Raw genomic sequence first — 25,607 nt, forward strand, 5'->3', positions numbered from 1 at the left:
GCCCTTTTAGGAGTAGTGAAGAAGTACAAAAGGCTCGGCCGCATCCGGTTTCGAGCGCGGCCGCACAAAGTTGCTTTGGGTTTAGATGATACCAGGCTGGCTGACGTTGATCCCCTTGAGAGCCATTTTGAGCGCATCCGGGTTGGGGGCCACTTCGAAGGCAGTGGGTCGATCGATCAACCCCTCATCGATGAGCTGCTTCAGGCTCATTGTGAAGTCCTGCATCCCTTCCTCGGCACCGATTCGAATCGCATCGGAGAGCTTTTGATCTTTACCTTCCAAGATCAGTTTTCGGATCATGGGACTGAACGTCATGACTTCGCAGGTGGGAACGCGGCTCACACCGGGACGAATCGAGCGAAGCAATTTTTGCGCGATGATCCCCTTCATATTGAACGCCATCGCGTTTCGAATCGCTCCGTGCAATTCTTCCGGAAACAAGTCGAGAATACGACCGATGGTCGAGGGTGCCGTCGAAGCGTGAATGGTTCCGAACACCAAGTGACCGGTTTCCGCTGCGTGGATCGCGGTCATAAACGTTTCTTGGTCCCGCATTTCACCGACGAGGATGATGTCCGGGTCTTCCCGCACCGCATGCTTCATCGCGATTTCGAAGTTCTTCACATCGGTACCCACTTCGCGTTGGTTGATGAGACATTTGTCTTCCGTGTACACGAACTCGATAGGATCTTCGAGAGTCAGGATATGTTTGCGGTAGTTGCGATTGATCCAGTTCAACATCGAGGCGATGGATGTACTTTTCCCGGACCCGGTAACCCCAGCGAGCAGAATCATCCCCTGATCGAACTTGCAGAGATCTTCGAGGATCGGCGGGAGGAACAACCCTTCGAAGTTGGGAATGAAGTTATTGATTCGCCGTGCGACCAGACCCGGTCTGCCGAGCTGTTTCAACATGTTCACCCGGAATCGCCAGTTCTCGCCGTCGACATTGACGGTGTAGGAGAAGTCAGCTCCTCCCTCTTCTTCAAAAATGCGTCTGTTTCGATCGTCGAGCATGGGGATCAAAAGCCGGACCATTTCCTCGACTTCAATGGGGGGGCGATTGAGCGGTTTCAAATCCCCTTTGACTCGGACGATCGGAGGTGTTCCGACTTTAAGGTGCAAGTCGCTACCTTCGAGTTTGACGCAGGCTTTGAAGAGTTTATCGACCTCCAGCTCCGATTTGGTCTGCAAAAGGGATGCTGCCAATTCGTCGGCGGCAGGAGTCGACTTGTTGGTCTGCGGACGGGCTTCAGCTGTTGCCATAAGGTTCGAGCAGTTCGGGAAACGAAGAGAATCAGAATTAGCGAGAAGGGCCCAAGTGCCTTCACTCCATTCTAGTCTACAACGATCCAAATCCCTAATGCGAGGAGCCCAGTCGCACCGGAATTCCATTTTGTGCCATCAGACGCTTGGTTTCCTCGATGGTGAACTCGCCAAAGTGGAAGATGCTCGCGGCTAGAACGGCGTCCGCTTTTCCGATTCGGATCGCGTCTACCATGTGGATGGGGTGGCCGGCACCGCCACTTGCAACAACAGGGATATCGACTGCATCGCTCACCGCTGCTGTGATGGGTAAGTCGTATCCGTCTTTGGTTCCATCCCGGTCCATGCTGGTCAGGACGATTTCTCCCGCGCCGAGACGTTCGACTTCTTTGGCCCAAGCGACCGCCTCGAGACCGGTCGGGGTTCGGCCGCCGTGAATATGGACCTCCCAGAACTCGTTTCCGTCTCGCAGGACACGTTTGGGATCGATATTGACCACGATGCATTGGGCCCCGAATCGCTCGGACGCTTGACGCACCAGATCGGGGTTTTTGCAAGCCGTCGAATTGATGCTGACCTTGTCGCATCCCGCCTGAAGGAGTTGCCGAATATCCTCGATCGTCCGAATACCTCCACCAACCGTGAGGGGCATGAAGACTTGCTCGGCCGTACGCCGCACCACATCGAGCATGATTCCCCGATCCTCGTGGCTTGCCGTGATATCGAGGAAAACAAGCTCGTCGGCCCCTTCGGCCTCATAGCGTTGGGCGATCTGGACCGGATCTCCCGCATCGCGAAGATTGAGAAAATTAGTCCCTTTGACGACTCGCCCGCCATGAACGTCGAGACAGGGGATGACTCTTTTGGCCAGCATCTTCCGTGGTTACCTCAAGCTCGCGATGGGGTCCCCACCTGCGACAGCCGTGTTAAGGGATCGCTGAAACTGGTCAAATAGATAGCTGCTGTCGTGAGGACCAGCGGATGCCTCCGGATGGTACTGAACGCTGAACGCATTGTGCGTTCGATGCCGAACCCCAGCGATCGTGTTGTCATTGAGATTGCGGTGTGTCACCTCCAAGCATTCGGGGAGGGAAGCCTCTTCGACCGCGAATCCATGGTTCTGCGATGTGATTTCAACTTGGCCCGTCAAGCAATTAAGGACCGGTTGATTGGCTCCTCGGTGACCAAACTTCAATTTGAATGTCTTCGCACCCGCCGCAAGGGACAAAAGTTGGTGCCCTAAACAAATCCCGAACACAGGCTTTTTCCCCAACAATCCGCGAATCGTTTCGATTGCATAGGCAAGGGGTTCGGGGTCTCCCGGGCCATTGCTTAAAAAGACACCGTCGGGATTCTGATCGAGAACGTCCTGTGCGGATGCCGTCCCCGGCAGAATCGTGACACGGTTTCCGCGATGGGCCAAGTGCCTTGGGATGTTCCACTTCATGCCGAAATCGAGGCATACGACGTGCGGCACCCGATTCCCCTCCGTGTTGGTTTCCCCGCCGAGCGACGAATAGGGGTGCAACGCACTGCTCCAATCGTTTGCCGAAGCGGGCATCACCTCTCGAACCAAATCGCGTCCGACTAAACCGGGACTGTTTTTCGCTTTTTCGACAAGCGACGCGCGATCGGAGTCGATGGTGGAAATGATTCCTTTTTGAGCACCACGGTCTCGAATGCGGCGCACCAAGGCTCGCGTGTCGATTCCGGAGATTGCGACGATGTTGTGCTTGATCAGATAATCCGATAGCGAGCCGTTCGCTCGGAAGTTGCTATGGATTCGACTGTTTTCTCGAACAACGAAACCCGCAATCCGAGGGTGGCTGGATTCGAGATCCTCCAGATTCACGCCGACATTCCCGATCATGGGGCAAGTCATGGTGACGATCTGACCGCGATAGGAGGGGTCGGTCAAGATTTCTTGATAACCGGTCAGGGATGTGTTGAAGACTACTTCGCCATCCCGTTCCCCTTCGGCACCAATGGAAAATCCCTCATAAACGGTACCGTCTTCCAATGCCAAGAAGCCAGGTTTCTGTTGGCGATACAACGTTGGGATCCCCCCCGAGTTTCGAGTTGATTGGTCCAGTTCAGACCAACGAATTTCAAGGGAATGAGCCCCGTATCCCTTCGCCCAACCCCTGTTCCATCAAATTTAAAAAATGATATCGCAGAATGAATGATTTCACTAGGGGCAACACCGTCGGGAAAGGGTTATCGAAGAATCTCTTGGCGTTTCTGCGAACCTGGTTATGCTGAGCAACGTAATCGCACGGGTCTGTTTCCCTTCTTGAAAGTCGTCCCTATGGTCTTGGATACCATTTCGCCGATGTTTGCCGCCTCGGACTTTTGGATGGCCAAATGGCTTACGCCATTTTGGTTTCTCGGAGTCGGCATTCTTTTGGGCTTGGTCGTGCTCTGCGTTTTCTTAGCTCTTTCGTTCCTGCTTATTGTACCGACGCGAGGTTTGGAGCCGGCTCGAAAGAGTGGGACGCTCCATTGGGTGGCTCTTGCCCTGACGGCGCTGTTAGGAATAGGAATAGGGAGTTTTCTCAACTCAGGAGACTTCCGTCGCGCCTTTTTTGTGAGGGGGGAGTTCGTCACCGAAGAATGGCTCTTGGTGAGCGTTGCCCTCACGGCCATGATCGGGACGATTGTTTGGTCGGTTCTGTTTTGTTCGTCGACAAGATTCTTTGGCGAGTTGCGAGCGCTATTGTTTGAAGGGATCGGGTTCGCCATGCTGGTAACGCTGGGGACCGTCGGAGCGATCGGCCTAGCTGCAACTCCTTGGGTGGAAAACCCTAGCAGCGTGGCGAGCAGCATCCCGCAGATGTTTGCACCCGCGACTCGGACGCTCAGCTTCACTCTCCCCGGTTCGACTTCACCCGAGGGAGGCAAACTCCAAAAGCTTGAAGTGCAATACGATCCGACCACACTCGGATTTACGAAGATTGAATCCAACCGTCGAATCCTGATCGCGGACGCATCGGAAGTCGATCAACTCCGTTTTGCTGCCGTGAACATCGATGCCGATGCTCCCAAGGTTTGGGAGAGATCGATGGGTCCGACCAAGAGCCCGCTCCCGATGGTAGGGGGCGCGGAAGTCTACGCTCAGAATGAAGAAATCGACGATGCGGAAGTTACCTTTACGCTCGTTTCGTATCCCCCTGTGCCGCAAGCCATCTCGATCTTGCTCGTCGCCGCCTTTGTCGTGGTGTTCGGTTTGCTATTCTTCTTGATGCAAGCTGCTGCACCGAAGATCGCGGCGATCGCTCTCTCCGCAGCCAAGAGCGAGCTTTCCCAGCCGCTCCCGAAGATCTTGATTACCATCGTGGGGCTCGCGATTCTCCTCTTCGTTTTCTTGCCCTTTCACACGTTCGGTGAAGATATCAAGCTGTTGAAAGACTGCGGGATCACCCTAGCTCTCATCGCTGCCATCTTCCAAGGAGTTTGGTCGGCAAGCACATCGGTCAGCGATGAAATCGAAGGCAGGACGGCGTTGACGCTTCTTAGCAAACCGATTCACCGACGATCCTTCATCGTCGGCAAAATCCTCGGTGTCTTCTGGATTTTGATGTTCATGTTTCTGGTCATGGGATCCTTCGAACTCTTCGCGGTGGCTTACAAACCGATTGTGGAAGCTCGCGAGAATTCGCTGGATATCCCTGTATGGCAACAATGCCATTTGGAAATGTTCCAAACCATCCCGGGACTTGCTCTCGCGTTTATGGAAGCAGTCATCTTGGGCGCAATCTCGGTTGCAATCGGGACCCGCGTGTCGATGGTTGCCAACTTTGCGATTTGCTTTTCGATCTATGTTCTCGGGCACCTAACGCCGGTGATCATGGAGTCGGCTGCGGGTGGATTGCCACTGGTGGAATTCTTCTCGCAATTGATTTCGGCTATCGTTCCGAACTTGAATCACTTCTCGATGGAGTCGGCGATCGATGCGGACGTAGGAGTGCCTTGGTCGGTGATTGCCAGCGTGTTTGTCTACACGACGATCTATGGAATCGGAGCCACCTTGCTCGGTCTCCTCCTTTTTGAAGAACGAGATTTGGCGTAACGTGAAATCGCTTGTCTATTGTTTCCCGACGCAGCCGTATCATGTGGATTGGATGCGAGCTGCGGCTCCTAATTGCGAATTCATCGAAGCGACCCAGGAGACCATTCCTGAACGGATCATGGACGCCGAGATCTTTGTCGGCCACGCCAAGGTCCCGGTGAATTGGGATCGCGTCGTCGAGCAGGGAAAACTGCGCTTCATTCAATCCTCCGCCGCAGGGCTGGATCACTGTTTGGCCCCGTCGGTCATCGAGTCGGATATCGTGGTATGTAGCGCGTCGGGACTGTTTGCCGATCAAGTCGCAGAGCAAACGTTGGCGTTGCTTCTAGGGTTTCTGCGTGGGATTCCGATTTTCTACCGTCAGTGGCAACGCAAAGAGTTCGTCCGTAGACCGACAGACGACCTCCACAGGAAGCGGGTTGGAATAGTTGGCTTGGGAGGAAACGGTCGACGCCTTGTCGAGATCCTGGCTCCCTTTCAAGTCACGATGCGAGCAACGGATTTCTTCCCTGATCGCAAGCCAGCTGCTTTGGAGGAACTTTGGCCCCATACGCGTCTGGAAGAGCTTGCCGCGTGGTCGGACATCCTCATCCTTACCTTGCCCCTTAACGCATCGACGCGAGGTGTGGTGGACAAGAAGATTCTTCGCGCCATGCCCAAAGGCTCCTACTTGATCAACGTAGCGCGCGGGGCATGTGTGCAAGAGTCCGATTTATGCGATGCCCTGGCGGATGGCCATCTTGCTGGGGCTGGATTGGATGTAACGCAAATCGAACCTTTGCCTGATAGCAGCCCCCTTTGGGGATTCGACAATGTATTGATCACTCCGCATGTCGGCGCGCAAGCAGCAGCGCGCACGGACGACACGACACGATTGATCTGCGAGAACCTGCAGCGTTACTTTGCAGGACAAGATCTCTACAACATCGTCGACAAGCGGCTCGGGTTTCCGCACCCTAGCGTTCTCTACACGCTCCGCCATCAAGCCGATTGACTCGCCTTGTGCAAGGTGTTACTTCTCGTGGCCAGTCTATTTTGCAGTGAGTATTGCTATCGGTGCCTTGTGCTTCCCTAAACGGATAACGCGAGAGCGCCCAATGACAATCGACGAACGGACATCTACGGTTGCACTCGCACGCGGAACGACAGTAGGCTCATTGTTAAACAGGTTCGCGCAAACGATTATGAGGAAATAGGTTCGTCGCGATGAATGGCCCGATTCATTGTTCAGTTCGGCTCCGATAGCAAATATTGCCATGTAACGGGCACTACAGTATAGTAAGCGCGAGATCGTCTAACATGGGAGGCAAGGATGTCATCTTTAACACGTATAAACAACGCCTTTGATCCGCACATTGAAAACAGACAGTTTCCGGAAGAAGGGTGCTTCATCCTAAGTTGTATTTCAGGGGCAAGGATAAGTTCTAATGAGCATCATAGTTGATAACATTATCGCGATTGATGAACTGGTAAAGCTATTGGAAAGACGAAAACTACTTTTCTTGGTGTCAGTGTTAGCTATTCCACAGCCAATTGCGATCAGTATGCGTGATAGCATTCAGCACAGATCAGAAATCGGCTCTGAATCTTGGATTCCCTATGCTTCCGTATTATCCATTTGTATTGGGGCCATCGCAATCGCAGCATTTTATTCATGGTTTTCTGTGGTAAAACCATGCTTAGTCTATGACGTCGCGGTTCGCTATTTTTTCGTTTTGTTGTATTTTCTCGTGGGGACTGCATTCAGTTTCCCCTTTCTCCCGCATCAAACAATTACCTGCGTAATTCCTTTCCTGTGTTGGTTATCGATTCATCTATTCTTTATTTGGAGAAACCGAGATACCTCCATCTGCCAGAACTAGCTCGTATTGAGAAAAATATTTTTACGTACTACAAGCAAACGGTGATCAAGTCATCGGGAATCACACCAGGACCGCTTGGCATTTTAGCCACAAGCCCGAGGGCATCCGCACCATGCCGTAGGGCCATACGAGCCTCACTGATGCTCGCGATGCAGCAAATCTTGACTCTGGGATGCAGGGATGGTTCCAAAATTTCTTCCTTGGCAAGCTCGACTTTCCTACTCGGCGTATTGGGAGAATATACTTGAAATACGGAGTGAGCTATCGAAGAGCCCCATTAATGATGATAGTCTGAATGGAAAGATCACTGTTTTCGTGGAGGAGGCTTTGGGTGCTTCTTCTGCCCTCCCTCTATATCTTGATCATGCTTCTCTTGAGGCCAACCACTTCGCGGATTAACGCCTATCTTTTCGACGCTGGGGCACTAGCTGGCGGTGTATTGCTGATGGCAGGTTGTGCAAGGTGTTACTTCTCGTGGCCGCTCTATTTTGCATTGAGTCTTGCTATCGGTGCCTTGTATTTCCCGGAACGGATGACGCGAATGGATGCGTGGATAATCCCCTTACTCGCTTGGGGAATCTACGCAGCCTTCGTCACCAATTTGTGCCGAACGATAAGAACAAAAGGCATTGCTTCGACGAATAGTGTTCGTGTCGAATGAGCAAAGAATCGAATCTCGTTTGTGACTCACGATTGCTCTTGCGTCGTCTTTCGGAAGAACAAGGTAAATGCGGGGCCGAGAGACCCACAGGTAATCATCGCGAACAGAGACTTTACGAACACTTCGATGGACACGATAGCCGGGTCATCTCCATATTGGTTGAAAGACCAATCATCCTGCATAAAGGCTGTACCGGATAGGTGATAGACTCGTTCAATACCCCAAGCAGTCGATGCCGCAAGAGCGGCCAAAAATGAGGCGACGTACATCACGATATAACTTCGTCCACTAAGGCTGACATAGGCGCTCAACATCGCCGAGATAGCGAACGGAGCCCATTGCAGATGGGCTTCTGAGGAGAACGTAACGCTTCGGGCTCGTAGGATCAAATAAAACCCGACAGATAAAACCAAAACCAACAAATCGAGTACGCGAAGTTTCAAGCCTATTTCCAACCTCGTTGATGGGAATCTGGAAGTGTAGTAGGTCGATGAGGACTGGTCACGTCACACAAGCTGCATTCGGCTCCGAGAGGCGGTTCAATGCTCGTTGGATGGACTCTATGGCGCGGTGTAGATGCAATTGCCAGCTAGATAGGTATTGAGAACTTGGGTTTGCGCAATGTCCTCGAGGGGGCATTCCAGGATATCGCGATCTAAGATGATCCAATCGGCGTACTTGGTCGGTTCGATGGATCCTTTTTCCTTCTCCTCAAACGTCAGATGCGCGTTGTTGATGGTGTAAAAGCGAATCGCTTCTTCTCGTGAAATGCGCTCGCTCGGGTGCAGTGCATTGTTCATACCGCGCGGTGTTCGGGACAGAGTGATCCACATGCCGAGGAATGGATTGTATGGGTTCACCGAACGGAACGATCCAACCTTTTGCATGTGGTCAGAGCCACCTCCGACAATCACCCCTTCGTGAAAGAGGGACTTGTAGGGCTGAAACCATTTCAGTCGTTGCTCGCCGAATTGGCGATGGAGCGTGCGGCCATCTAGCCACAACCAGGCGGGTTGCAAATCGGCGACCACCCCGAGCTTCTTCATCCTCGCGATGGCGTTCTCGGTCAGGAAATTGCAATGCGTGATGCAGGGACGCATCGCTCGAACGGGCGTATCGCGATCGACTTGCTCGTAGGCGTCCAGCAAGGCCTCGATCGCGCCATCGCCAACGGAGTGCGCGGTCATTTGCAATTCATGGCTCAAGGACTCCTTGGCGATCGCATAGAGTTTGTCAGGCTGCACGTAAAGAAGTCCCCGGTAGTTCGGGTCGTTGATCCCGTAGATGGAGCTGACACCCCATGGTTCTTTCATGAAAGCACTTCCGGTCAACATACCTCCGTCCAGGAATATTTTGGTCCCTCGCAGCCAGAGGTTTGGATTGTGGCGGTGCAGAGGATGTTCGGACGCGAAGCGAATATCCTCCTGGATCTTGGCCAGCGAATCTTGGGCATTGATCGCAAAGGACATGAAGACGCGGCACGTGAGACGGGAGCTTTGGTGCAGTTCGTTGTAAAGATCCAATCCTTCGCGAGAGACGTTGCGATCGCAAACACTGGTGATCCCGACTTGGTTGTAATCGGCCAGCAATTTGGATAGAGAATCCAATCTGGCATCGCGACCCACTTTCTCTTGACTATTCTCCATCTGCACCAGTCGCGTGCAGCTGCGTAGAATCCCATTGAGTTTTCCTGTTTGCGGGTCTCGTTCCAGATACCCCGGTTGGCCATCGGTGATGGCGAAATCCTCGCCAATTTCGCTCCGCTTTAAACCAAGACTGTTCAACGCCCCATCGGGTCCCGTGCGAAAGAAGACCGGATGGTTGGGGGCGACACGATCCAGCTCCTCACGCGTTGGGAACCGCTGTTCTTCGAGACGTGTGACGAAGATCTGGCTCAACATGATCCATTCTCCCCGAGGTACAACGGCAGTCCTCGACTGGATATATCGAAAGACATCGTCGAGGTTTTTCATTTCAGGAATGGTGTGATTCCACTCAAAGAGGGAAGCATCGACCGCGTGGACGTGCGAATCCGATAGGCCGGGAAGAACCGTGCGTCCTTGGAGATCCACCCGCGAAAGGGGCTTACCACTCAACGTCGATTGTTTCTTTGCCGCAGCCCATACGGATTCGAGTTTGCCTACCGCTAGAAATTTGCCATCTTCGACGGCGAAGGAATCGGCAATGGAACCTGGAGCGTCCGCGGTGAACACCTTGCCATTGTGATAGACCTGAATCGCACCATCTGCCGCTTGGATCACGGCTGGTAATGAAAGAAGGACCAGCAGTGGCATAAGAAGAAGGGTATGCCAAAGAGAACTGGAACGGAGGCTGCTTGGTAAGCTCTGCATCGCCGTACGCCTTGCGAGGGAAGGGGGGTGGCTAGGGATTGGTAGGGGAGAACACCTACGATAGCACAGGTGTGAATCGAGTGGGCGGAACCAGTCAGGATAGTGCGAGAGTACTCGAGCTCTCTTTCGTAAATCTGGTATAGTAGGAGCTGTTTTTGATACTTGTGTCCCACTATCGCTACCTTCTATGCGTCAACGACTTTCTATCTTCATCGTCACCACCGCCGCGATGGCGACGTTCGCAAATCCTGTTTTCGCCCATCCGGGGCACGACGCGCACGTCCCTCAAGAAGGGCTGCTTCATTGGGTGCTTAGCCCCAGCCATGCGACGGCGATTGGCTTCATGGTAGTCGCAGCGTTTCTGGTATTCGCTGCCGTGCGACGGAGCGATTGGATCGCTAAGAAAGCTCATGATACGACGGCCGGGGCGTAATTGCATTCGTCGCATCCCAGTCCGCCTCAACCCACCTCACCATCTAATCCGTTCTGTTGGAGTCCATCATGCGATCGTTCCTTCGTTATTCCGTTTTGAGCGTTGCCCTTTGGTGCGTGTCCGCTCCCTTCGCAGTGGATGCTATTGCAGAGACGGCACTGGAGGACGCTAGCCAGCAAACTTCATGGGCGCAGTGGAGAGGTCCCAATGGAAACGGCATTTCGAATGAGAAGGGAATCCCGACACGCTGGAGCAAGACCGAAAATGTACGCTGGCGTTGTCCATTGCCAGGACAGGCCGGAGCGACCCCTGTTTTCTGGGGGGATCGATTGTATTTGACGAGCTCCGAGGGAAGGGATCTCGTGGCGATATGTGTTTCCGCTGCGGACGGAAAGATTGTTTGGAAGACCAAGATCGGAACTGGCAATCAAGATGCTCGGGCGGGTGAAGGAAACTCGGCATCCCCTACTCCTTGTACGGACGGCAAGCATGTATGGGTCTTCTTCGGCACCGGGGTACTCGCTTGTTTGAACATGGATGGTGAAGAGGTTTGGAAGTTCGATGTCGGGGAGCGTTTCGGCGCGATCGATATCCAATTTGGAATGACATCCACCCCTGTTCTCGACGGCGATGCCCTTTATCTGCAGTTGATTCATGGCCGAATGAAGATGGACGACAATACACGGACCGGGCAAGTCATCAAGCTGGACAAAGCGACCGGCAAAACGGTATGGGTGCACAATCGGAACACCGACGCATATTTCGAATGCAAACATTCCTACGCGTCCCCATTTCTTTATCGAGACGGTAAGACTGAGTTTTTGATCGTACATGGTGCGGATTGCACGACGGGCCATAGTCTGTCCACAGGGGAGGAACTGTGGCGTTTTGGAAATCTCAACGGTCCGACCGAGTGGAATCCAAAAAAGAAAGACCCCACCTTTCGATTCGTCGCCTCCCCTGCATTCATCCCAGGTCGCATCTTGTTACCGACGGCAAAAGAAGGCCCCATGGTCGCATTGAAGGTCGAGGAGTTGAAGGGTGATTGCTCGACGAAAGCCTCTGCAGTCGCGTGGGTATGCCCGCGCACGCCGGACGTGTCGATCCCGTTGATCGTCGAGGATCTTGTGTATGTGTTGCATAAAGATGGGAAACTCCAGTGCTTGGAACTGGCGACCGGCAACGAGGTTTACATGGAGCGCACACACACGGCGCAGCATCGCAGCAGTCCCGTCTTTGCCGATGGGTTGATTTACTTCACATCCAACGACGGAGTGGGCTCGGTCGTCAAAGCGGGGCGGCAATTCGAACTCCTCTCGAAAAACGAGTTGGGTGAAGCCACGACAGCGTCCCCAGTGATCATCAACGGGACGCTTTACCTTCGTTCCTACGAAGCCCTTTACGCCATCTCCAAGTAGCACGATCGCAATTCGGCTCGGCATTGCATTCGGCAGCTCTGGGAGACCGACTAGGGATCCCTAATCGCCATTCACCAATGGCGAGCCGTTTGCTGTTGGTCTACAATAGCGGCTTATTCCCCACCACAACCCCTCCAGTTCTTGATCAGGAAGTAGCTCGATGAAACGAGTTCTCACGCGATCGGCGATGCGTGCCGTTTGCTTTTCCGTCGCGGTTACTTGGACCACTTGCAGTTCGATGGCCCCGGTTCACGCGCAGGCGGACGCTCACCATTGGAAGTCGCAAAAGCTTTCGCCTCTCTTCTATTCGGAAGGGGGAAATGCGGCCGATTTGGACGGCGATGGGCAGCTCGATATTATCGCTGGTCCCAAACTTTACTTCGGTCCGACATTTGACAAGGAGGTGTCCCTCACGGACGCCAAGCCCTTTTCGATCATCGGCTACTCCAAGTACTTCTTTGGGTACGATTACGACGTCGATCGAGATGGCTGGACCGATGTCATCATCATCGGCTTTCCTGGTGAAGCCGCCCACTGGTACAAGAATCCGGGGAAAGAAAAAGCCCGAGACGGAATGTGGGCCCAACACACGATATTGGAAACGGTTGACAACGAATCTCCAACTTTTACGGATGTCACCGGAGATGGGAAACCGGAGCTGGTTTGTTGTCATGGAGGCAATTTCGGATACGCCGAGATGCCAGCCAAGGCAACCGATCCATGGACCTTCCGACCGGTAAGCGAGGGTGGTAAGCATCAACGCTTCACCCACGGTTTAGGGGTAGGCGATGTCAACGACGACGGTCGGTTGGATATTCTGTCCAAAGATGGCTGGTGGGAACAACCCGCTGCACCCAAGTCGGGGGCTTGGACGTTTCACCCCGTAGCGTTCTCTGGCCCCGGTGGGGCGCAGATGTATGCTGTCGATTTAGATGGCGATGGCAAGAACGAAATCGTCACCTCGCTTGCAGCGCACGGCTACGGGCTAGCCGTTTACAAAAAGAAAGATCCGAAGTCCTCGGAGGCTTGGGATAAGATCGATGTGATGACCGACAAAGCGGAGACTTCGCCGACCGGTTTGGCAATTTCGCAATTGCATGCGGTCGACATCGCGGACATGGACCGGGATGGCCGGCCGGATATTGTCACGGGCAAGCGATTTTGGGCGCACAACGGCAGCGATCGAGGCGAGAACGAGCCACCTATGTTGGTTTGGTTCAAGCCCACTGTGGGACCTGGCGGATTGCGGTTCCAGCCGAACATCATCGATGCCGATTCGGGAGTGGGAACGCAGATCGTTGCAAAGGACGTCAATAAAGACGGACGCATGGATATCGTATCGGTGAGCAAGCGGGGCATTCACGTATTAACCCAGGTTGCCGGTATCGAGCCTACAGAGAAGCCGACTCCCGTTGCTGACCAAGCCATCGCGGTTGGGGATGCGCTAGGTGGATTTCGACCTGGTTGGGGAACGGACCGGGTAATGAATGTCGATTTCGAAAAGGGAGACTTGCGAGATTGGACTCAAACCGGTGCTGCGTTCTTCAATCAACCGATCCGAGGAGACGCGGTCGCAAGACGTCGAAACGACATGAAGAGCGATCATGAGGGAGAGTACTGGATTGGTTCTTATGAAGTGACAGGTGACATCGCCTTTGGGACGCTGACCAGCAGACCATTCCGATTGAGCCATCCATGGATTTCGTTTTTGCAGGGAGGGGGTGGTTCGCAGGAAACCCGCTTTGAACTGATCGATGCAGAGAATCAACAAACCATCGTTCAATCGGTGGGAGTGAACGCCGAAGAGATGAAGCGTGCTGTCCTTTCCGTGAAACAAGCAATTGGAAAGACGGTGCAGATTCGGTTAGTCGATAACAGCAAGGATGGGTGGGGGCACATCAATTTCGACGATTTCCGGATGCATGCCGAGGAACCGAAGCTTGCCACGGCGAAACGCTTGCCAGTGATCGACAAATTGGCCCACAAATCCCTTCCGCCCGACCAAGTCGCTTCGGCGATGTCGCTACCGGATGGATTCTCTGTGCAAGTCATCGCGTCGGAACCGGATGTCCGTCAGCCCATTGCCATGACGATCGACGCAAAGGGTAGAGTTTGGATCGCCGAGGCTTATCAGTATCCGAACCGGGCGAAGGGTGACGAAGGAAATGATCGCGTTTTGATTTTCGAGGACACCAACGGAGACGGAATACTCGACAAGAACAAAGTCTTTGCCGACAAGCTCAATCTAGTGAGTGGAATCGAAGTCGGTTTTGGTGGTCTGTGGGTTGGGGCGGCTCCCTATCTCCTTTTTATCCCCGATGCCAACGGAGATGACATTCCCGATGGACCAGCAGTCAAAAAGCTAGAGGGGTGGGGGTATCAAGATACGCATGAGACATTGAACAGCTTCATTTGGGGCCCCGATGGATGGCTGTATGGATGCCATGGTGTGTTCACTCATTCCGACGTCCGTGTTGTCAAAAAAACAGCGGAGGAAACGCAAGCGGGTCCCAGCACCAAAATCAATGCAGGCATCTGGCGATACCATCCCCAGACCGAACGCTTTGATGTCTTCGCACACGGAACCAGCAATCCCTGGGGCGTAGATTTCAACGACCGAGGAGACGCGTTCCTTACGGCTTGCGTCATTCCTCACCTCTATCACATCATTCCGCAGGCAAGGTACCAACGACAAGCTGGGCAGCATTTCAATCCCTTCACCTACGCCGACATCCAAACCATCGCGCTCCATCGCCATTGGATCGGCGATACACCCCACTCCGGGAACAATCGGAGCGACAGCGCGGGGGGCGGTCACGCGCACAGTGGAGCGATGTTCTATTTGGGAGGGAGTTGGCCAGAACAATATCGCGATCAGTTGTTCATGAACAACATCCATGGTGCACGATTGAATCAGGACAAGATTTCGAAGCGAGGGAGCGGTTATGTTGGCGACCGGGCTCCTGACTTTCTGTTTGCGAACGATCTAAGCAGTCAGATCTTGTATTTCCGTTCGGGACCGGATGGCCAAGTCATCGCGATCGATTGGTACGACGCTCAGCAATGTCACGTCACCGACCCAACCAAGCATGATCAAAGCAATGGGCGGGTGTATCGCATCGCTTATAGCAATGCGAAGCCGGTTATGGTCAATTTGGAGATCGCCAGTGACGAAGAACTGGTCGCCTATCAACTCCATGCAAATGATTGGTATGTTCGCACTGCCCGCAGGATTCTGATGGAGCGGGCTCATACTAAAAAGTTGGGTTCGGGAACCATCGGTTCCATTCGTAGCCAGCTTGCTCATCCTGAGGCGAGGATTAGGCTGCGAGCCCTTTGGGTCCTAGCCGCCTGTCGGGCTCTGGAGCATAGCGATATCCATAAGTTATTGAGCGATAGCGACGAGCATGTCCGAGGATGGGGGATCCGAATGTTGACGCAGCCCGAATCCTTCCTCGACGCTAAAGCCGCTATTCCTTCGGAAATTGAATCGACGTTGGTGGCGTTAGCGAAGAACGATCCTTCACCGGTTGTTCGTTTAGAGCTCGCCGCCGCGTGCCAGGAGTGGCCTGTAGGCCCTTCGGCTCCGATCGTTGGAGAATTGGTGAAGCATGGAGAAGATCGGGACGACCACAATCTCCCGCTCATGGTTTGGTATGCGGTTTCTCGACAAATCGAGGCGGCACCCAGTGTCGGTGCGAAGATCGCTGCAGCCAGCTCGCTCCCATTGGTGCAAGAGTTTGCAATGCGGCAAGTTGCTCAGACCTATGTTGCAGGATCGAATCCTGAGGTGGAAGTCGCTTTGGTTCAACTGCTTCAAGGCGTCCTCGAACAAAAGGACCCGTCTCGGTCTTCGCGGCTCCTTGACGCGGTATTGCTAGGGCTTGAAAGCAAACGGACGGTGGTCGCGCCGAAGGGTTGGAGTGAACTATCCTCCAAGTATTTGTTGCATATGGACCCTTCCGTTCGTCAGCGTGGCGCGCAGTTGGCGAGCAAACTCAATGACACGGCGGCGTTGGAGATGCTTCGACGAATCGTTGGGGACTCCAAGGCTCAGGATCCAGATCGCATTGCGGCGCTCAATGTGCTCAAGCAGGTGAAAGCCGATGGTGCGTCGCAATTGGCGTTCGCACTCTTAGAGAAGCCAAGCCTCCGAGCTGCGGCGCTTTCGGCAATTGCGGATACACTCGATGCCGAAGGAGCCAATCAGGTTCTTCGCTCGGCCATCCAGTGGCCTGAGCTGACCGATCGTCGCGCCGCTTGGTACGCGATGCTTCGCCGAACGGCGACTGCGGAGGTTCTCTTGACCGCGTTGGAAAAAAAGCAGCTCCCTGCGGGTGAGCTTTCTGCGGACATGGTCCAGCAGATTCAACGCTTGGAGTCCGAGCCGCTCAACGAAATGATTGTTCGTGTTTGGGGTGACGTGCGAAGTTTGGACGCCGACAAGCAGAAGGCGGTGGCAAAGATTCGGGCTCTGGTCGAGTCCACGGGAGATCAAGTGGATTTGAGTCGGGGCAAAGCGGTCTTCGCAAAAGTATGTGGCCAATGCCATATCCTTTTTGGCGAAGGGGGAAAGATCGGTCCGGAGCTGACCGGTTCCAATCGTCGCGACCTCAATTATTTGCTTGAAAACATTATGGATCCGAGCGCGGTCATGGCGAAAGAGTATCAGCCCTGGATTGTTCAAACTGTGGATGATCAAGTCGTCACGGGACTCTTGAAGCAAAGCAGCGCAAACTCCATCAAGTTACAAACCGCGACCGACGAAGTTGTTATTTACAACGGTGACATCGCCCAGAAGAAGCAAAGCAAGACATCGATGATGCCGAGCGATTTGCTCACTCCACTTTCGGAAGTCGAGATCCAATCGTTGATCGCTTATTTGCGATCCGAAAGAAAGTAGGTCGAGGGAATGCGAAGCATCATCGCAATCGTATTGGTCGCTTGGACGGTTACCGGTAGCGCGTTGGGACAAGGTCTTCGCATGGCGACGTTTGATGTCGACGCGACACCGCCGTTGGGAGCTCCCATGGCATACGACCCCGTGAAGCGGGTCGACGAGTTAACGCTACGTTGTCGCGGCATTGCGATACTTGGTGCAGGCAAACCAATCGTGCTTTGTGCCGTGGATTGGATTGGAATTGCGAACGAAGGGCATGACGCATTCCGCGACGCATTGGCCCAAGCGGCGAACACGACTCGTGATCGGATTGCGGTGCATGCGTTGCATCAGCACGACGCACCCGGTTGCGACTTTACGGCAGAACGACTGGTTCGGGATCTGAAGGTAGAGGGGTATTCGCGATTTGACGGCGACTTTCATCGCGATGTCATCCAGCGTGCATCTGCGGCGTTATCGATGGGAATCGAGCAATCCCAGAGCGTGACGCATTACGGGTATGGCCAGGCGGAGGTCCGCGAAGTCGCTTCGAATCGTCGGGTCGAAGTGGATGACAAGGGAATGGTGGGGAGGATGCGAGGGAGCAGTTGCAAGATCCCTGAACTGACACGCTTGCCCGAGGGAACCATCGATCCCATCGTCTCGGTTTTGGCATTTTGGAACAGCGACAAACCCGTGGCGGTTCTCAGTACGTACGCTTGCCATCCTCAGAGCTACTATCGGCTTGGAATCCCGAGCCCTGACTTCCCAGGGATCGCAAGATTTATGCGAGGGCAGGACGTCAATGCCGCCCTGCACGTCCATTTCAATGGAGCGGGAGGAAACATCGCTGCAGGGAAATACAATGACGGCTCGCAGCCGAATCGAATGATCTTAGCCCATCGATTGGCTGCTGGAATGAAGGAAGCGTATGAGAATGCGAAGCGCGTTTCCGTAGAAGGGCTAGAGGTTCGATTCGAAACGACCCCGGTCCAACTCCCTGCAGCTCCCCACTTGGACGAAAAGGAATTGATCGCCAAGCTCAAAACGGTCCCTGCTCGCGGTTACATATCGCTGGCCGATCAACTGGCATGGTTGGAACGTGTGAAAAAAGGACATGCCATCGAGATAGGATGTTTGCATGTGGGGGGTGTTCGCATGCTTACCATGCCTGGTGAGCTGTTCGTCGAGTATCAGCTCCAAGCCAAAGCGATGCGTCCTGATCTACAAGTCATGATGGCAGCCTATGGCGACTACGGTCCCGGGTACATTGGAACAGCCAAGGCGTATGAAGAGGGGGGATACGAAGTCGCACCCACCTCGTCCAGCGTTTCCGCCGAAGCAGAACCGATCTTGATGGAAGCGATGAAAAGACTGCTTTCGGACGAGAGCAAGTAAGCGAGAGCAGGATGAAGGGTCGCAAACACGTATTGGTAGTCGAAGATGAAAAGCACATCGGCACCTTGGTCAAGTACAACTTGGAAGCCGAAGGGTACCGGGTCACGCTGGTGGAGAATGGTCCCACAGCATTGAAGCTGGTCCGTGCGGATCCCTACGCGTTTGATCTAATCATCCTCGACCTCATGCTGCCGGGGATGAGCGGGTACGCGGTTTGCGAAACGTTGCGCAATGAAAAGGTTTTGATCCCCGTTTTGATTTTGAGTGCCCGAAGCCTTTCCGAAGATCGAACACGCGGGTTCGACTGCGGAGCGAATCAATACTTAACGAAACCGTTCGATCTGGATGAGCTTCTGGCACGGGCTAAGAACTTGATGCGACTTTATCCGCAGCAATCGACCAAGCCCATGGAGTCGATGGGAACGAAGATCCATGCCATACGGTTCGGAAGAGCAGCCATCAACTTCGATACTTACGAAGTCGTCGTGGATGATAAAGAAGTCAAGATGACGCATAAGGAGCTACAGCTCTTGCGTTACTTTGCGGAGAATGAAGGGCGTGTGATCAGTCGCCAAGAGTTGCTTGCGGAAGTTTGGGAGATGAGCGGCGACATGCAGACCCGCAGCGTAGATCAATTCATGCTCCGATTGCGAAGGATTTTCGAGATCGACCCGGCCAAGCCGAAGCATTTCTTGACGGTACGAGACGCAGGCTATCGTTTTGTCTCTGATAGCCCGCAATCTCCAGACTCACCTCCAATGGATGAACTGGATGCAGCGCCAAATTCGTAACCTTTCATTTTGAGTTGCCCCTTTTCGACGTCTTCCACTTATGGTCCATCTAAAAGCTGCTGAACGCATGGAGTGGCTGAGCGATCAAATTCGCCAACACGACTACAACTATTACGTTCTCGCAGCGCCAACGATTACGGATCTGGAGTACGACCGCCTCCTTCGTGAGTTGCAGGAGTTGGAGACCCTCTACCCCGAGATGACCAGTCCGGACAGCCCGACCAAACGACTGGGAGACCGTCCGGTCGATGGTTTGATGCAAATTTCGCATCGCATACCGATGCTCTCCATCGAAAACACCTACACCGAGCAAGAGCTTCGCGATTTCTTTCAGAGGACCGAAAAGCTTCTATCCGGTGAAAAGATCGAATGGGTCGTAGAGCTCAAAGTAGATGGTGTAGCGGCATCGATACGATACGAACGCGGACTCCTTGCGCAAGCGGTCACGCGAGGCAATGGCGAGGTCGGAGACGATATCACACACAATATTCGGACGATTCGCGGATTGCCTCAACGTCTCGTGGGGGAATCGATCCCGGATTTGCTTGAGGTTCGCGGCGAAGTCTACATGCGAAACTCCGATTTGGTTTCGCTCAACGAAGAACGAGTCAAAGCGGGAGAACCGGAGTTTAAAAACCCTCGGAACGTCACCGCTGGGTCGATTCGGCTATTGGATTCCAAACTGTGCGCTCAGCGAAAACTACGATTCCTTTGCCATGGCATCGGTTATTGCGATGGGACCCAGGCAAGGGATCATATGGCATTCTTAGAGAAAGTCCGATTGATGGGGATTCCCATCACCCCAGGTGTAAGGGTATTCACGGACAAAGACGAATTGATCCAACATTGCAACAGTATTGTTGAGACGCTGCATGAACTCGACTTCGAAGTCGACGGGATCGTGATCAAAGTGAATTCGCTGGAGCAACGCGAAACACTTGGGGCTACCAGCAAATCACCTCGATGGGTCATCGCGTATAAAATTGAAAAATACGAAGCGGTCACGCGACTTTTGGAAATACGTACCCAGATCGGAAAGACGGGCACAATCACGCCAGTGGCTGAGCTGGAACCCGTGCAATTGGCAGGGACCACCGTATCGCGAGCCTCTCTGCACAATGCAGAAGAGATCGAGCGAAAGGACATCCGGGTTGGCGATTGGGTCGTCGTCGAAAAGGCTGGAAAAATCATCCCTCACATCGTGCGCGTCGAACGGCACCGTCGCGAGCATGAGCTCCCCCTATTTCAATTTCCAACTCACTGTCCTGAGTGTGGGTCTGTTCTTCAAAAGGATCCTGCCGGCGTTTATATCCGATGCGTCTCGAAACAATGCCCAGCGCAGTGGCGTCAGCGATTGCGATACTTTGCAAGCCGGGATTGCATGGACATCGAAGGCTTGGGTGAAAAACTGGTCAACCAATTGGTCGATTCCGGGTTGGTGCTCAGTCTCGGTGACCTCTATCGGTTAAAGCTCGACGATCTTCTCCAACTGGAGCGAATGGGCAAGAAGTCTGCAGAGAGTTTGCTAGAGGGAATTGAAACGAGCAAACAAAGGGGCCTCAGTCGCGTCCTCAATGCGATAACCATTCGTCATGTCGGACAACGAGTCGCGCAAGTCCTCGCGAGACGCTTTAGCACGATCGATGCCCTCATCGCAGCTGACTTGACAACCATCTCCTCCACACCGGAAATCGGACCGATCATCGCTGCCAGCGTTTACGAGTTCCTTCACAGCCCCGAAGGGACCGAGCTCATCGATCAATTGCGGGATGCTGGCGTCTCGCTTGCGACAACAGAGGAAGACACGATTGATTCCTCCGGTCTTCTCGCGAACAAAACGATTGTCGTAACCGGTTCGCTGAGTCATTTTTCACGGGATGAAATCGAACGTCGAATCATCAAGCTCGGTGGCAAAGCTGCGAGCAGCGTCTCCAAGAAGACCCATTATGTCGTTGCAGGGGAAGCCGCAGGTAGCAAGCTTGAAAAAGCTCAGTCGCTCGGCATTCCTGTTTTGACCGAAACCGAGTTCATCGAACAATTCCTTAGCAAATCTCCCTCTTAGCCTCTCAACCTGGATGGTCAAAACCATGGCAAGCAGAATTGTCTTCGTCGTTTCTCGGTCAATAGGTGCTGCATATCAATCCATCCTAGGTGCAGCTATTTGCTTTTCCTGCCTCGCCGGGAGTGCGGACGCGTTTGTTGGCGATTCGACTGCCAACAAGCCCAATGTTCTCGTTATCTTGACCGACGACCAAGGGTATGGAGATGTGTCGGCGCACGGAAACCCACTGCTGAAGACACCGAATATGGATCGACTTCACGCAGCCAGTTGTCGTTTCACACGCATGATGGTAGCGCCGACGTGCGCGCCAACCAGATCGCAGCTGATGACAGGCCGTCATGAGTTCTTCAATGGGATCACCCATACCATTTTGGAGCGGGAACGATTGCGACTCGACGCTGAAACGTTTCCTCAAGTTCTGCAGTCTGCGGGGTACCAAACGGGAATATTTGGCAAATGGCACTTGGGAGACGAAGCCGAATATCAACCGGGCAAACGAGGATTTGAGGAAGTGTTCATCCACGGTGCTGGGGGAATCGGACAGTCGTACCCTGGGAGCTGCGGGGATGCACCGGGAAATAGCTATTTCGACCCATGGATTCTCCACAATGGCAAGTTTGAAAAGACAAAGGGATATTGCACCGATGTCTTCTTTCAACAGGCAAGAAAGTGGATCCAGGAAAAGTCTGCACAAGAGAAGCCTTGGTTTGCATGGATCGCGACCAATGCCCCGCACGCTCCGTACATCGCGAGTGCCGACGACCGAGCCCTCTATGAAGGAAAGGGACTCAGCGAAAAGGAGGCCAATTTCTTTGGGATGGTCCATAACATCGATGCCAACATCGGCAAGACGCTAGAGATGCTACGATCGCTGTCGATCGATAAGGAAACCTTGGTCGTGTTCATGAACGACAATGGGGGCACCGAAGGAGGAAAGACGTACAACGCCGGAATGCGAGGACTCAAAGGAACCGCTTGGGTGGGTGGAACGCGAGCTCTCAGTTTCTGGTCGATGCCGGGCAAAATTGAACCGGGCGACTGCGATGTGTTGGCGGGAGGAATCGATGTTGCGACGACGATGCTCGACTTTCTCGAAATACCACCGAGCCAAAAATTCGCAGAACAGGTTCAAGGCAGATCCCTTCGAAGATTCTTAGAAGCCGAGGATAAACGAGTTCCAGCGGAATGGACCGATCGCACCTTGGTTGCCCACGTGGGACGATGGGAAAAGGGAGCGTCCCCCGATTCATGCCAATACCGAAATGCGTCGATCCGCAACGATCGATACGCCTTGGTCAGCATCACAGGGGGAACGAAACCGGTATGGCAGCTCTTCGATCTTCGCAACGACCCCGCGCAGAAGACAAATATCGCTGGGCAACATCCTGAAATCGTCGAGTCTCTTTCGACCTCATTCGATCGTTGGTGGACCGATGCACGCCCGAATATGGTCAACGAAGATGCGCCGCTCGCACCTGCGAATCCATTCAAGCTCCTATTTGAGGCTCAGGTCGGAACCGCCCCTTCGCGGTAACGAAGCAATCCCGGCCGGACATCGAGTTCAAGTCCATCGAAATCATTCTGATCGATACGCTCCCAAGCCAGGGCACCCATCACTGCGTTGTCGGTGCAAAGTTCCTTCGGTGCAACAATCAGTTCGACGCCACTCGTGGCACAGGCTGCTTCGAGCTGGATTCGGAAGCGGCGGTTAGCAGCGACACCACCTCCTACGCAGAGACGACGAAGTCGGGTCGATTCCATCGCTTGCAGGCTTTTGCCTACCAAACAATCGATAACGGATTGCTCAAAGGAAGCAGCAATATCCGCTTTTTGCATTTCGCTCAGATGGCAGGTGCTCCAATCCTGTTTGCCGGTTCCACCGATGTGATATCGAACAGCGGTCTTTAAACCCGAGAAACTGAACTCGAGCCTCGAAGGCTGATCTAGGAGCGGACGTGGGAACGAGATGGCAGTTGGGTCTCCGGATTCTGCAAGCTTCGATAACTGCGGACCGCCTGGAAAAGGGAGCCCCAGCATGACGGCTACTTTGTCGAAGCACTCTCCCGCAGCGTCGTCGATGGTGCCACCAAGATAATGCCACTCCGTTGCTGACTCGCAGCGATAAAGGGTTGTGTGACCTCCGCTGACGACAAAACCCACGCACGGAAAAATTGAACCTTCTCGCCCCAATCCGCAAGCATAGATGTGGGCTTGAACATGATTGATCCCGACAAGTGGCTTATCCCAAGCCAAGGCAAGTCCCTTCGCCGCTGCCAAACCGACCAGGAGGGAGCCGGGTAGACCAGGATGTGTGGCCACCGCAATCGCCTCCAAATTCTTTGGCTCCACTCCGGATTGCTTCAAAGCGAAATCGATAACGGGCAAGATGCGTTCCAAGTGAGCCCTGGCCGCAATCTCGGGAACAACGCCGGCGAAGGCTTGATGAAGCTCCTCTTGAGTGGCGATGCACTCCCCCAGAATCCTTCCATCCCGCGTCAAAACCGCCGCGGCTGTTTCATCGCATGTCGACTCGATCGCGAGTAAATAACGATCGCTTGGTTGCTGTCCGAAAGCCATATCCGTTCGCTTGTTTGCAAGTCGATTCCAGGGGGCGAGAACGAGGTTCGCATTCCGCCGACCGATTAGGCGGCGGTTCTTAGTTTGCTACGCCAGTAGCCGTATCCGAAGTAGATTGCGAGCCCAGCTAATAGCCACAGCACGAGCCGCAGCCAGTTCTCGCCAGGCAAGGACAGCATAAGCAACACACAAAGAAAGATTCCCATCCCTGGAAACCAAGGAGAGAAGGGACATCGGAACGGGCGGTGGCGTCCCGGATCGGTAATGCGCAACACCAACACAGACCCGCACACGAGCGCAAAGGCGAACAGGGTTCCGATGCTGGTCAAGTCGGCCAAGATGTTCAGTGGCAGAAGACTGGCCGCCGCCGCGACCATCAACCCGGTAAGCATGGTCGATTTGTAAGGGGTGCGGAAGGTCGGGTGAATAGCGCCAAAGAATCCATGGGGGAGCAAACCATCACGAGCCATCGCCAAAAAGATACGGGGTTGTCCCATCATCATCACGAGGAGCACCGAGGTAATCCCAGCGATCGCCCCGACGGTAACGATGAACTGCGCCGACTCGAATCCGACTTGCTCAAACGCAGTTGCGACAGGCGCATCCTTGTCGATTTGCTTGTACGGAACCATGCCCGTCAAAACGCCGGAGACCAAGACATAGAGAAGAGTGCAAATCACCAACGACCCGATGATGCCAATCGGCAGATCTCGCTTCGGGTTCTTTGCCTCTTCGGCCTGAGTTGAAACCGCGTCGAAGCCTAGATAGGCGAAGATAACGCCGGCCGCCCCAGCGAGCATCCCTTTGTCAGACCAACCAAAGATGGGGGAGCCAAAAAAAGTAACGCCTCCGTATCCATAGGGAGCAAAGTTGTCTGTCCAGTTCGAGATCTTGACGTATCGCATTCCCGCGATGATGACAAAAAGCACAACGGCGACCTTGACCACTACCATAATTCCATTGGTAAACGCGCTTTCCTTCACGCCTCGCACCAAGATGAAGGTGATGATCGCCGTTATCAAAACGGCTGGTAAATCGAAGAAATAGCCCGTCGAGAAGAAGGAGTCCGCCGCAACCGTGATCGATTCGCCCGTGGCCCTCAATTTGGTCACCGGTTCACCCTCTGGGTTGAAGTCGAAGGGGGCGTCGGTGAAGCGGTGCAGGGCCGAACCCGGCCCGAAAATGTTGAGCCCTAATTGGTCTAATAGCTTTTGAAAGTACTTGGACCAGCCGTGCGCAACCGTCGAGGAGGCGACCGCGTACTCGAGGATCAAATCCCAACCAATGATCCAAGCCATCAACTCACCGAGCGTCGCGTACGCGTAGTTATAGGCGGAGCCAGCGACCGGTGCCATCGAAGCGAATTCGGCATAACAGAGAGCCGCGAAAACGCATGCAAGTCCGGCGACAACAAACGAAAGCATGATCGCCGGACCAGCTTGATCTGAAGCGGCCTTTCCAACCAGAACAAAGATCCCCGTTCCGATGATGGCACCGACGCCGAGGGAGGTCAAAGCGACCGGTCCCAAGGTACGTTTTAAGCTTTCTCCCCGTTCCATTTCGCTGACCATTGCGTCCAACGACTTTTTCCGAAAAAGCTGACTGTTTGACATTAGGGATCTGGCTCCAGAAGACAAGTTTGATCTATCATACGGGCCCTAGGATCTTAGCAAGAACCCGAAATGCTAGGAGACCGCTCTTCACCGTTTTTTGGGTTTTTGCAGCTGCGCATTCTCTCCCCGGCCCGTCCTAAGGTGCCTTGATGCTCGGCTTAGCCACGAGACGGTTAGAGTCCGATTTGGAATCCGGCTTGATGATGCTTTCGGAGGTACCTTTCCAG

Annotated in this window: 16 protein-coding genes; 9 read left to right on the forward strand and 7 right to left on the reverse strand. The window is 53.8% G+C overall.

All coding sequences use genetic code 11. The annotated features are described in order from the left end of the window. Positions 1-81: 81 nt before the first annotated feature. The 3 genes from SH467x_RS21205 to carA all read right to left on the reverse strand — a co-directional run bounded on the left by SH467x_RS21205 (position 82) and on the right by carA (position 3,319). Positions 82-1,266 carry a type IV pilus twitching motility protein PilT gene (locus SH467x_RS21205; RefSeq protein WP_482369089.1) on the reverse strand — a complete coding sequence of 395 codons (1,185 nt, stop codon included), beginning with the start codon at positions 1,264-1,266 and terminating at the stop codon, positions 82-84. Between the two features lie 94 nt (positions 1,267-1,360). Continuing rightward, positions 1,361-2,140: an imidazole glycerol phosphate synthase subunit HisF gene (gene hisF / locus SH467x_RS21210; protein WP_482369090.1), complete on the reverse strand. Its 780-nt coding sequence runs from the start codon at positions 2,138-2,140 to the stop codon at positions 1,361-1,363. 9 nt (positions 2,141-2,149) lie between these two features. After that, positions 2,150-3,319 (reverse strand): glutamine-hydrolyzing carbamoyl-phosphate synthase small subunit, encoded by a 1,170-nt coding sequence (carA, locus tag SH467x_RS21215; protein ID WP_482369091.1) that lies wholly within the window; start codon positions 3,317-3,319, stop codon positions 2,150-2,152. 255 nt (positions 3,320-3,574) lie between these two features. On the opposite strand from carA, the gene SH467x_RS21220 reads away from it, so the two are divergent. Together SH467x_RS21220 and SH467x_RS21225 are read left to right on the forward strand one after the other, a co-directional pair. Beyond that, the gene (locus SH467x_RS21220) at positions 3,575-5,335 is read left to right on the forward strand and encodes an ABC-2 transporter permease (protein ID WP_482369092.1); all 1,761 of its coding nucleotides are present in this window, start codon (positions 3,575-3,577) and stop codon (positions 5,333-5,335) included. Continuing rightward, entirely contained in the window at positions 5,277-6,329 is a 1,053-nt protein-coding gene (locus tag SH467x_RS21225) for a D-2-hydroxyacid dehydrogenase (RefSeq protein ID WP_482369093.1), read from the forward strand. Before SH467x_RS21220 ends, SH467x_RS21225 begins: the two co-directional genes overlap by 59 nt. Positions 6,330-7,884: 1,555 nt before the next feature. On the opposite strand, the gene SH467x_RS21230 is transcribed toward SH467x_RS21225, so the two are convergent. Together SH467x_RS21230 and SH467x_RS21235 are read right to left on the reverse strand one after the other, a co-directional pair. Then, positions 7,885-8,301: a hypothetical protein gene (locus SH467x_RS21230; RefSeq protein WP_482369094.1), complete on the reverse strand. Its 417-nt coding sequence runs from the start codon at positions 8,299-8,301 to the stop codon at positions 7,885-7,887. Between the two features lie 117 nt (positions 8,302-8,418). Continuing rightward, positions 8,419-10,209: an amidohydrolase gene (locus SH467x_RS21235; protein ID WP_482369095.1), complete on the reverse strand. Its 1,791-nt coding sequence runs from the start codon at positions 10,207-10,209 to the stop codon at positions 8,419-8,421. Between the two features lie 187 nt (positions 10,210-10,396). Here SH467x_RS21235 and SH467x_RS21240 point away from each other — a divergent pair, with 187 nt between their 5' ends. From SH467x_RS21240 to SH467x_RS21270, 7 genes are all read left to right on the forward strand, one after another. Then, complete coding sequence (locus tag SH467x_RS21240; RefSeq protein ID WP_482369096.1) at positions 10,397-10,642, forward strand: hypothetical protein; 246 nt, start codon at positions 10,397-10,399, stop codon at positions 10,640-10,642. Between the two features lie 68 nt (positions 10,643-10,710). Then, positions 10,711-12,060: an outer membrane protein assembly factor BamB family protein gene (locus tag SH467x_RS21245; protein WP_482369097.1), complete on the forward strand. Its 1,350-nt coding sequence runs from the start codon at positions 10,711-10,713 to the stop codon at positions 12,058-12,060. Between the two features lie 160 nt (positions 12,061-12,220). Continuing rightward, positions 12,221-16,963, forward strand: coding sequence for a PVC-type heme-binding CxxCH protein (locus SH467x_RS21250; RefSeq protein WP_482369098.1), 4,743 nt, complete (start codon positions 12,221-12,223; stop codon positions 16,961-16,963). Positions 16,964-16,972: 9 nt separating this feature from the next. Continuing rightward, positions 16,973-18,337 (forward strand): hypothetical protein, encoded by a 1,365-nt coding sequence (locus SH467x_RS21255; protein WP_482369099.1) that lies wholly within the window; start codon positions 16,973-16,975, stop codon positions 18,335-18,337. 11 nt (positions 18,338-18,348) lie between these two features. Beyond that, positions 18,349-19,128: a response regulator transcription factor gene (locus tag SH467x_RS21260; protein WP_482369100.1), complete on the forward strand. Its 780-nt coding sequence runs from the start codon at positions 18,349-18,351 to the stop codon at positions 19,126-19,128. 40 nt (positions 19,129-19,168) lie between these two features. Further along, positions 19,169-21,190, forward strand: a complete 2,022-nt coding sequence (gene ligA / locus SH467x_RS21265) for an NAD-dependent DNA ligase LigA (protein ID WP_482369101.1) — start codon at positions 19,169-19,171, stop codon at positions 21,188-21,190. A 25-nt stretch (positions 21,191-21,215) separates the two neighbouring features. Next, a complete protein-coding gene (locus SH467x_RS21270; protein WP_482369102.1) occupies positions 21,216-22,724 on the forward strand; it encodes an arylsulfatase in 1,509 nt (502 codons plus the stop codon). On the opposite strand, the gene tsaD is transcribed toward SH467x_RS21270, so the two are convergent. Both tsaD and SH467x_RS21280 read right to left on the reverse strand, forming a co-directional pair. Further along, on the reverse strand, positions 22,697-23,767 hold the full coding sequence (gene tsaD, locus SH467x_RS21275; RefSeq protein WP_482369103.1) for a tRNA (adenosine(37)-N6)-threonylcarbamoyltransferase complex transferase subunit TsaD: 1,071 nt from the start codon (positions 23,765-23,767) through the stop codon (positions 22,697-22,699). The two genes, SH467x_RS21270 and tsaD, sit on opposite strands and share 28 nt — an antisense overlap. A gap of 65 nt (positions 23,768-23,832) precedes the next feature. Then, entirely contained in the window at positions 23,833-25,380 is a 1,548-nt protein-coding gene (locus SH467x_RS21280) for an amino acid permease (protein ID WP_482369104.1), read from the reverse strand. Positions 25,381-25,607 lie beyond the last annotated feature (227 nt).

It is taken from the genome of Brakhagea slesvicensis (assembly GCF_052161625.1).
GTDB lineage: Bacteria > Planctomycetota > Planctomycetia > Pirellulales > Pirellulaceae > JBKCUI01.

Excerpts from the sequence above, each read along its gene's own strand:
- SH467x_RS21205 (WP_482369089.1), bottom strand. The coding sequence starts at position 1,266 with ATGGCAACAGCTGAAGCCCGTCCGCAGACCAACAAGTCGACTCCTGCC.
- hisF (WP_482369090.1), bottom strand. The coding sequence starts at position 2,140 with ATGCTGGCCAAAAGAGTCATCCCCTGTCTCGACGTTCATGGCGGGCGA.
- SH467x_RS21235 (WP_482369095.1), bottom strand. The coding sequence starts at position 10,209 with ATGCAGAGCTTACCAAGCAGCCTCCGTTCCAGTTCTCTTTGGCATACC.
- SH467x_RS21260 (WP_482369100.1), top strand. The coding sequence starts at position 18,349 with ATGAAGGGTCGCAAACACGTATTGGTAGTCGAAGATGAAAAGCACATC.
- SH467x_RS21255 (WP_482369099.1), top strand. The coding sequence starts at position 16,973 with ATGCGAAGCATCATCGCAATCGTATTGGTCGCTTGGACGGTTACCGGT.
- SH467x_RS21245 (WP_482369097.1), top strand. The coding sequence starts at position 10,711 with ATGCGATCGTTCCTTCGTTATTCCGTTTTGAGCGTTGCCCTTTGGTGC.
- SH467x_RS21220 (WP_482369092.1), top strand. The coding sequence starts at position 3,575 with ATGGTCTTGGATACCATTTCGCCGATGTTTGCCGCCTCGGACTTTTGG.
- SH467x_RS21280 (WP_482369104.1), bottom strand. The coding sequence starts at position 25,380 with ATGTCAAACAGTCAGCTTTTTCGGAAAAAGTCGTTGGACGCAATGGTC.
- SH467x_RS21250 (WP_482369098.1), top strand. The coding sequence starts at position 12,221 with ATGAAACGAGTTCTCACGCGATCGGCGATGCGTGCCGTTTGCTTTTCC.
- SH467x_RS21240 (WP_482369096.1), top strand. The coding sequence starts at position 10,397 with ATGCGTCAACGACTTTCTATCTTCATCGTCACCACCGCCGCGATGGCG.
- ligA (WP_482369101.1), top strand. The coding sequence starts at position 19,169 with ATGGTCCATCTAAAAGCTGCTGAACGCATGGAGTGGCTGAGCGATCAA.
- SH467x_RS21270 (WP_482369102.1), top strand. The coding sequence starts at position 21,216 with ATGGCAAGCAGAATTGTCTTCGTCGTTTCTCGGTCAATAGGTGCTGCA.
- tsaD (WP_482369103.1), bottom strand. The coding sequence starts at position 23,767 with ATGGCTTTCGGACAGCAACCAAGCGATCGTTATTTACTCGCGATCGAG.
- SH467x_RS21225 (WP_482369093.1), top strand. The coding sequence starts at position 5,277 with ATGGAATCGGAGCCACCTTGCTCGGTCTCCTCCTTTTTGAAGAACGAG.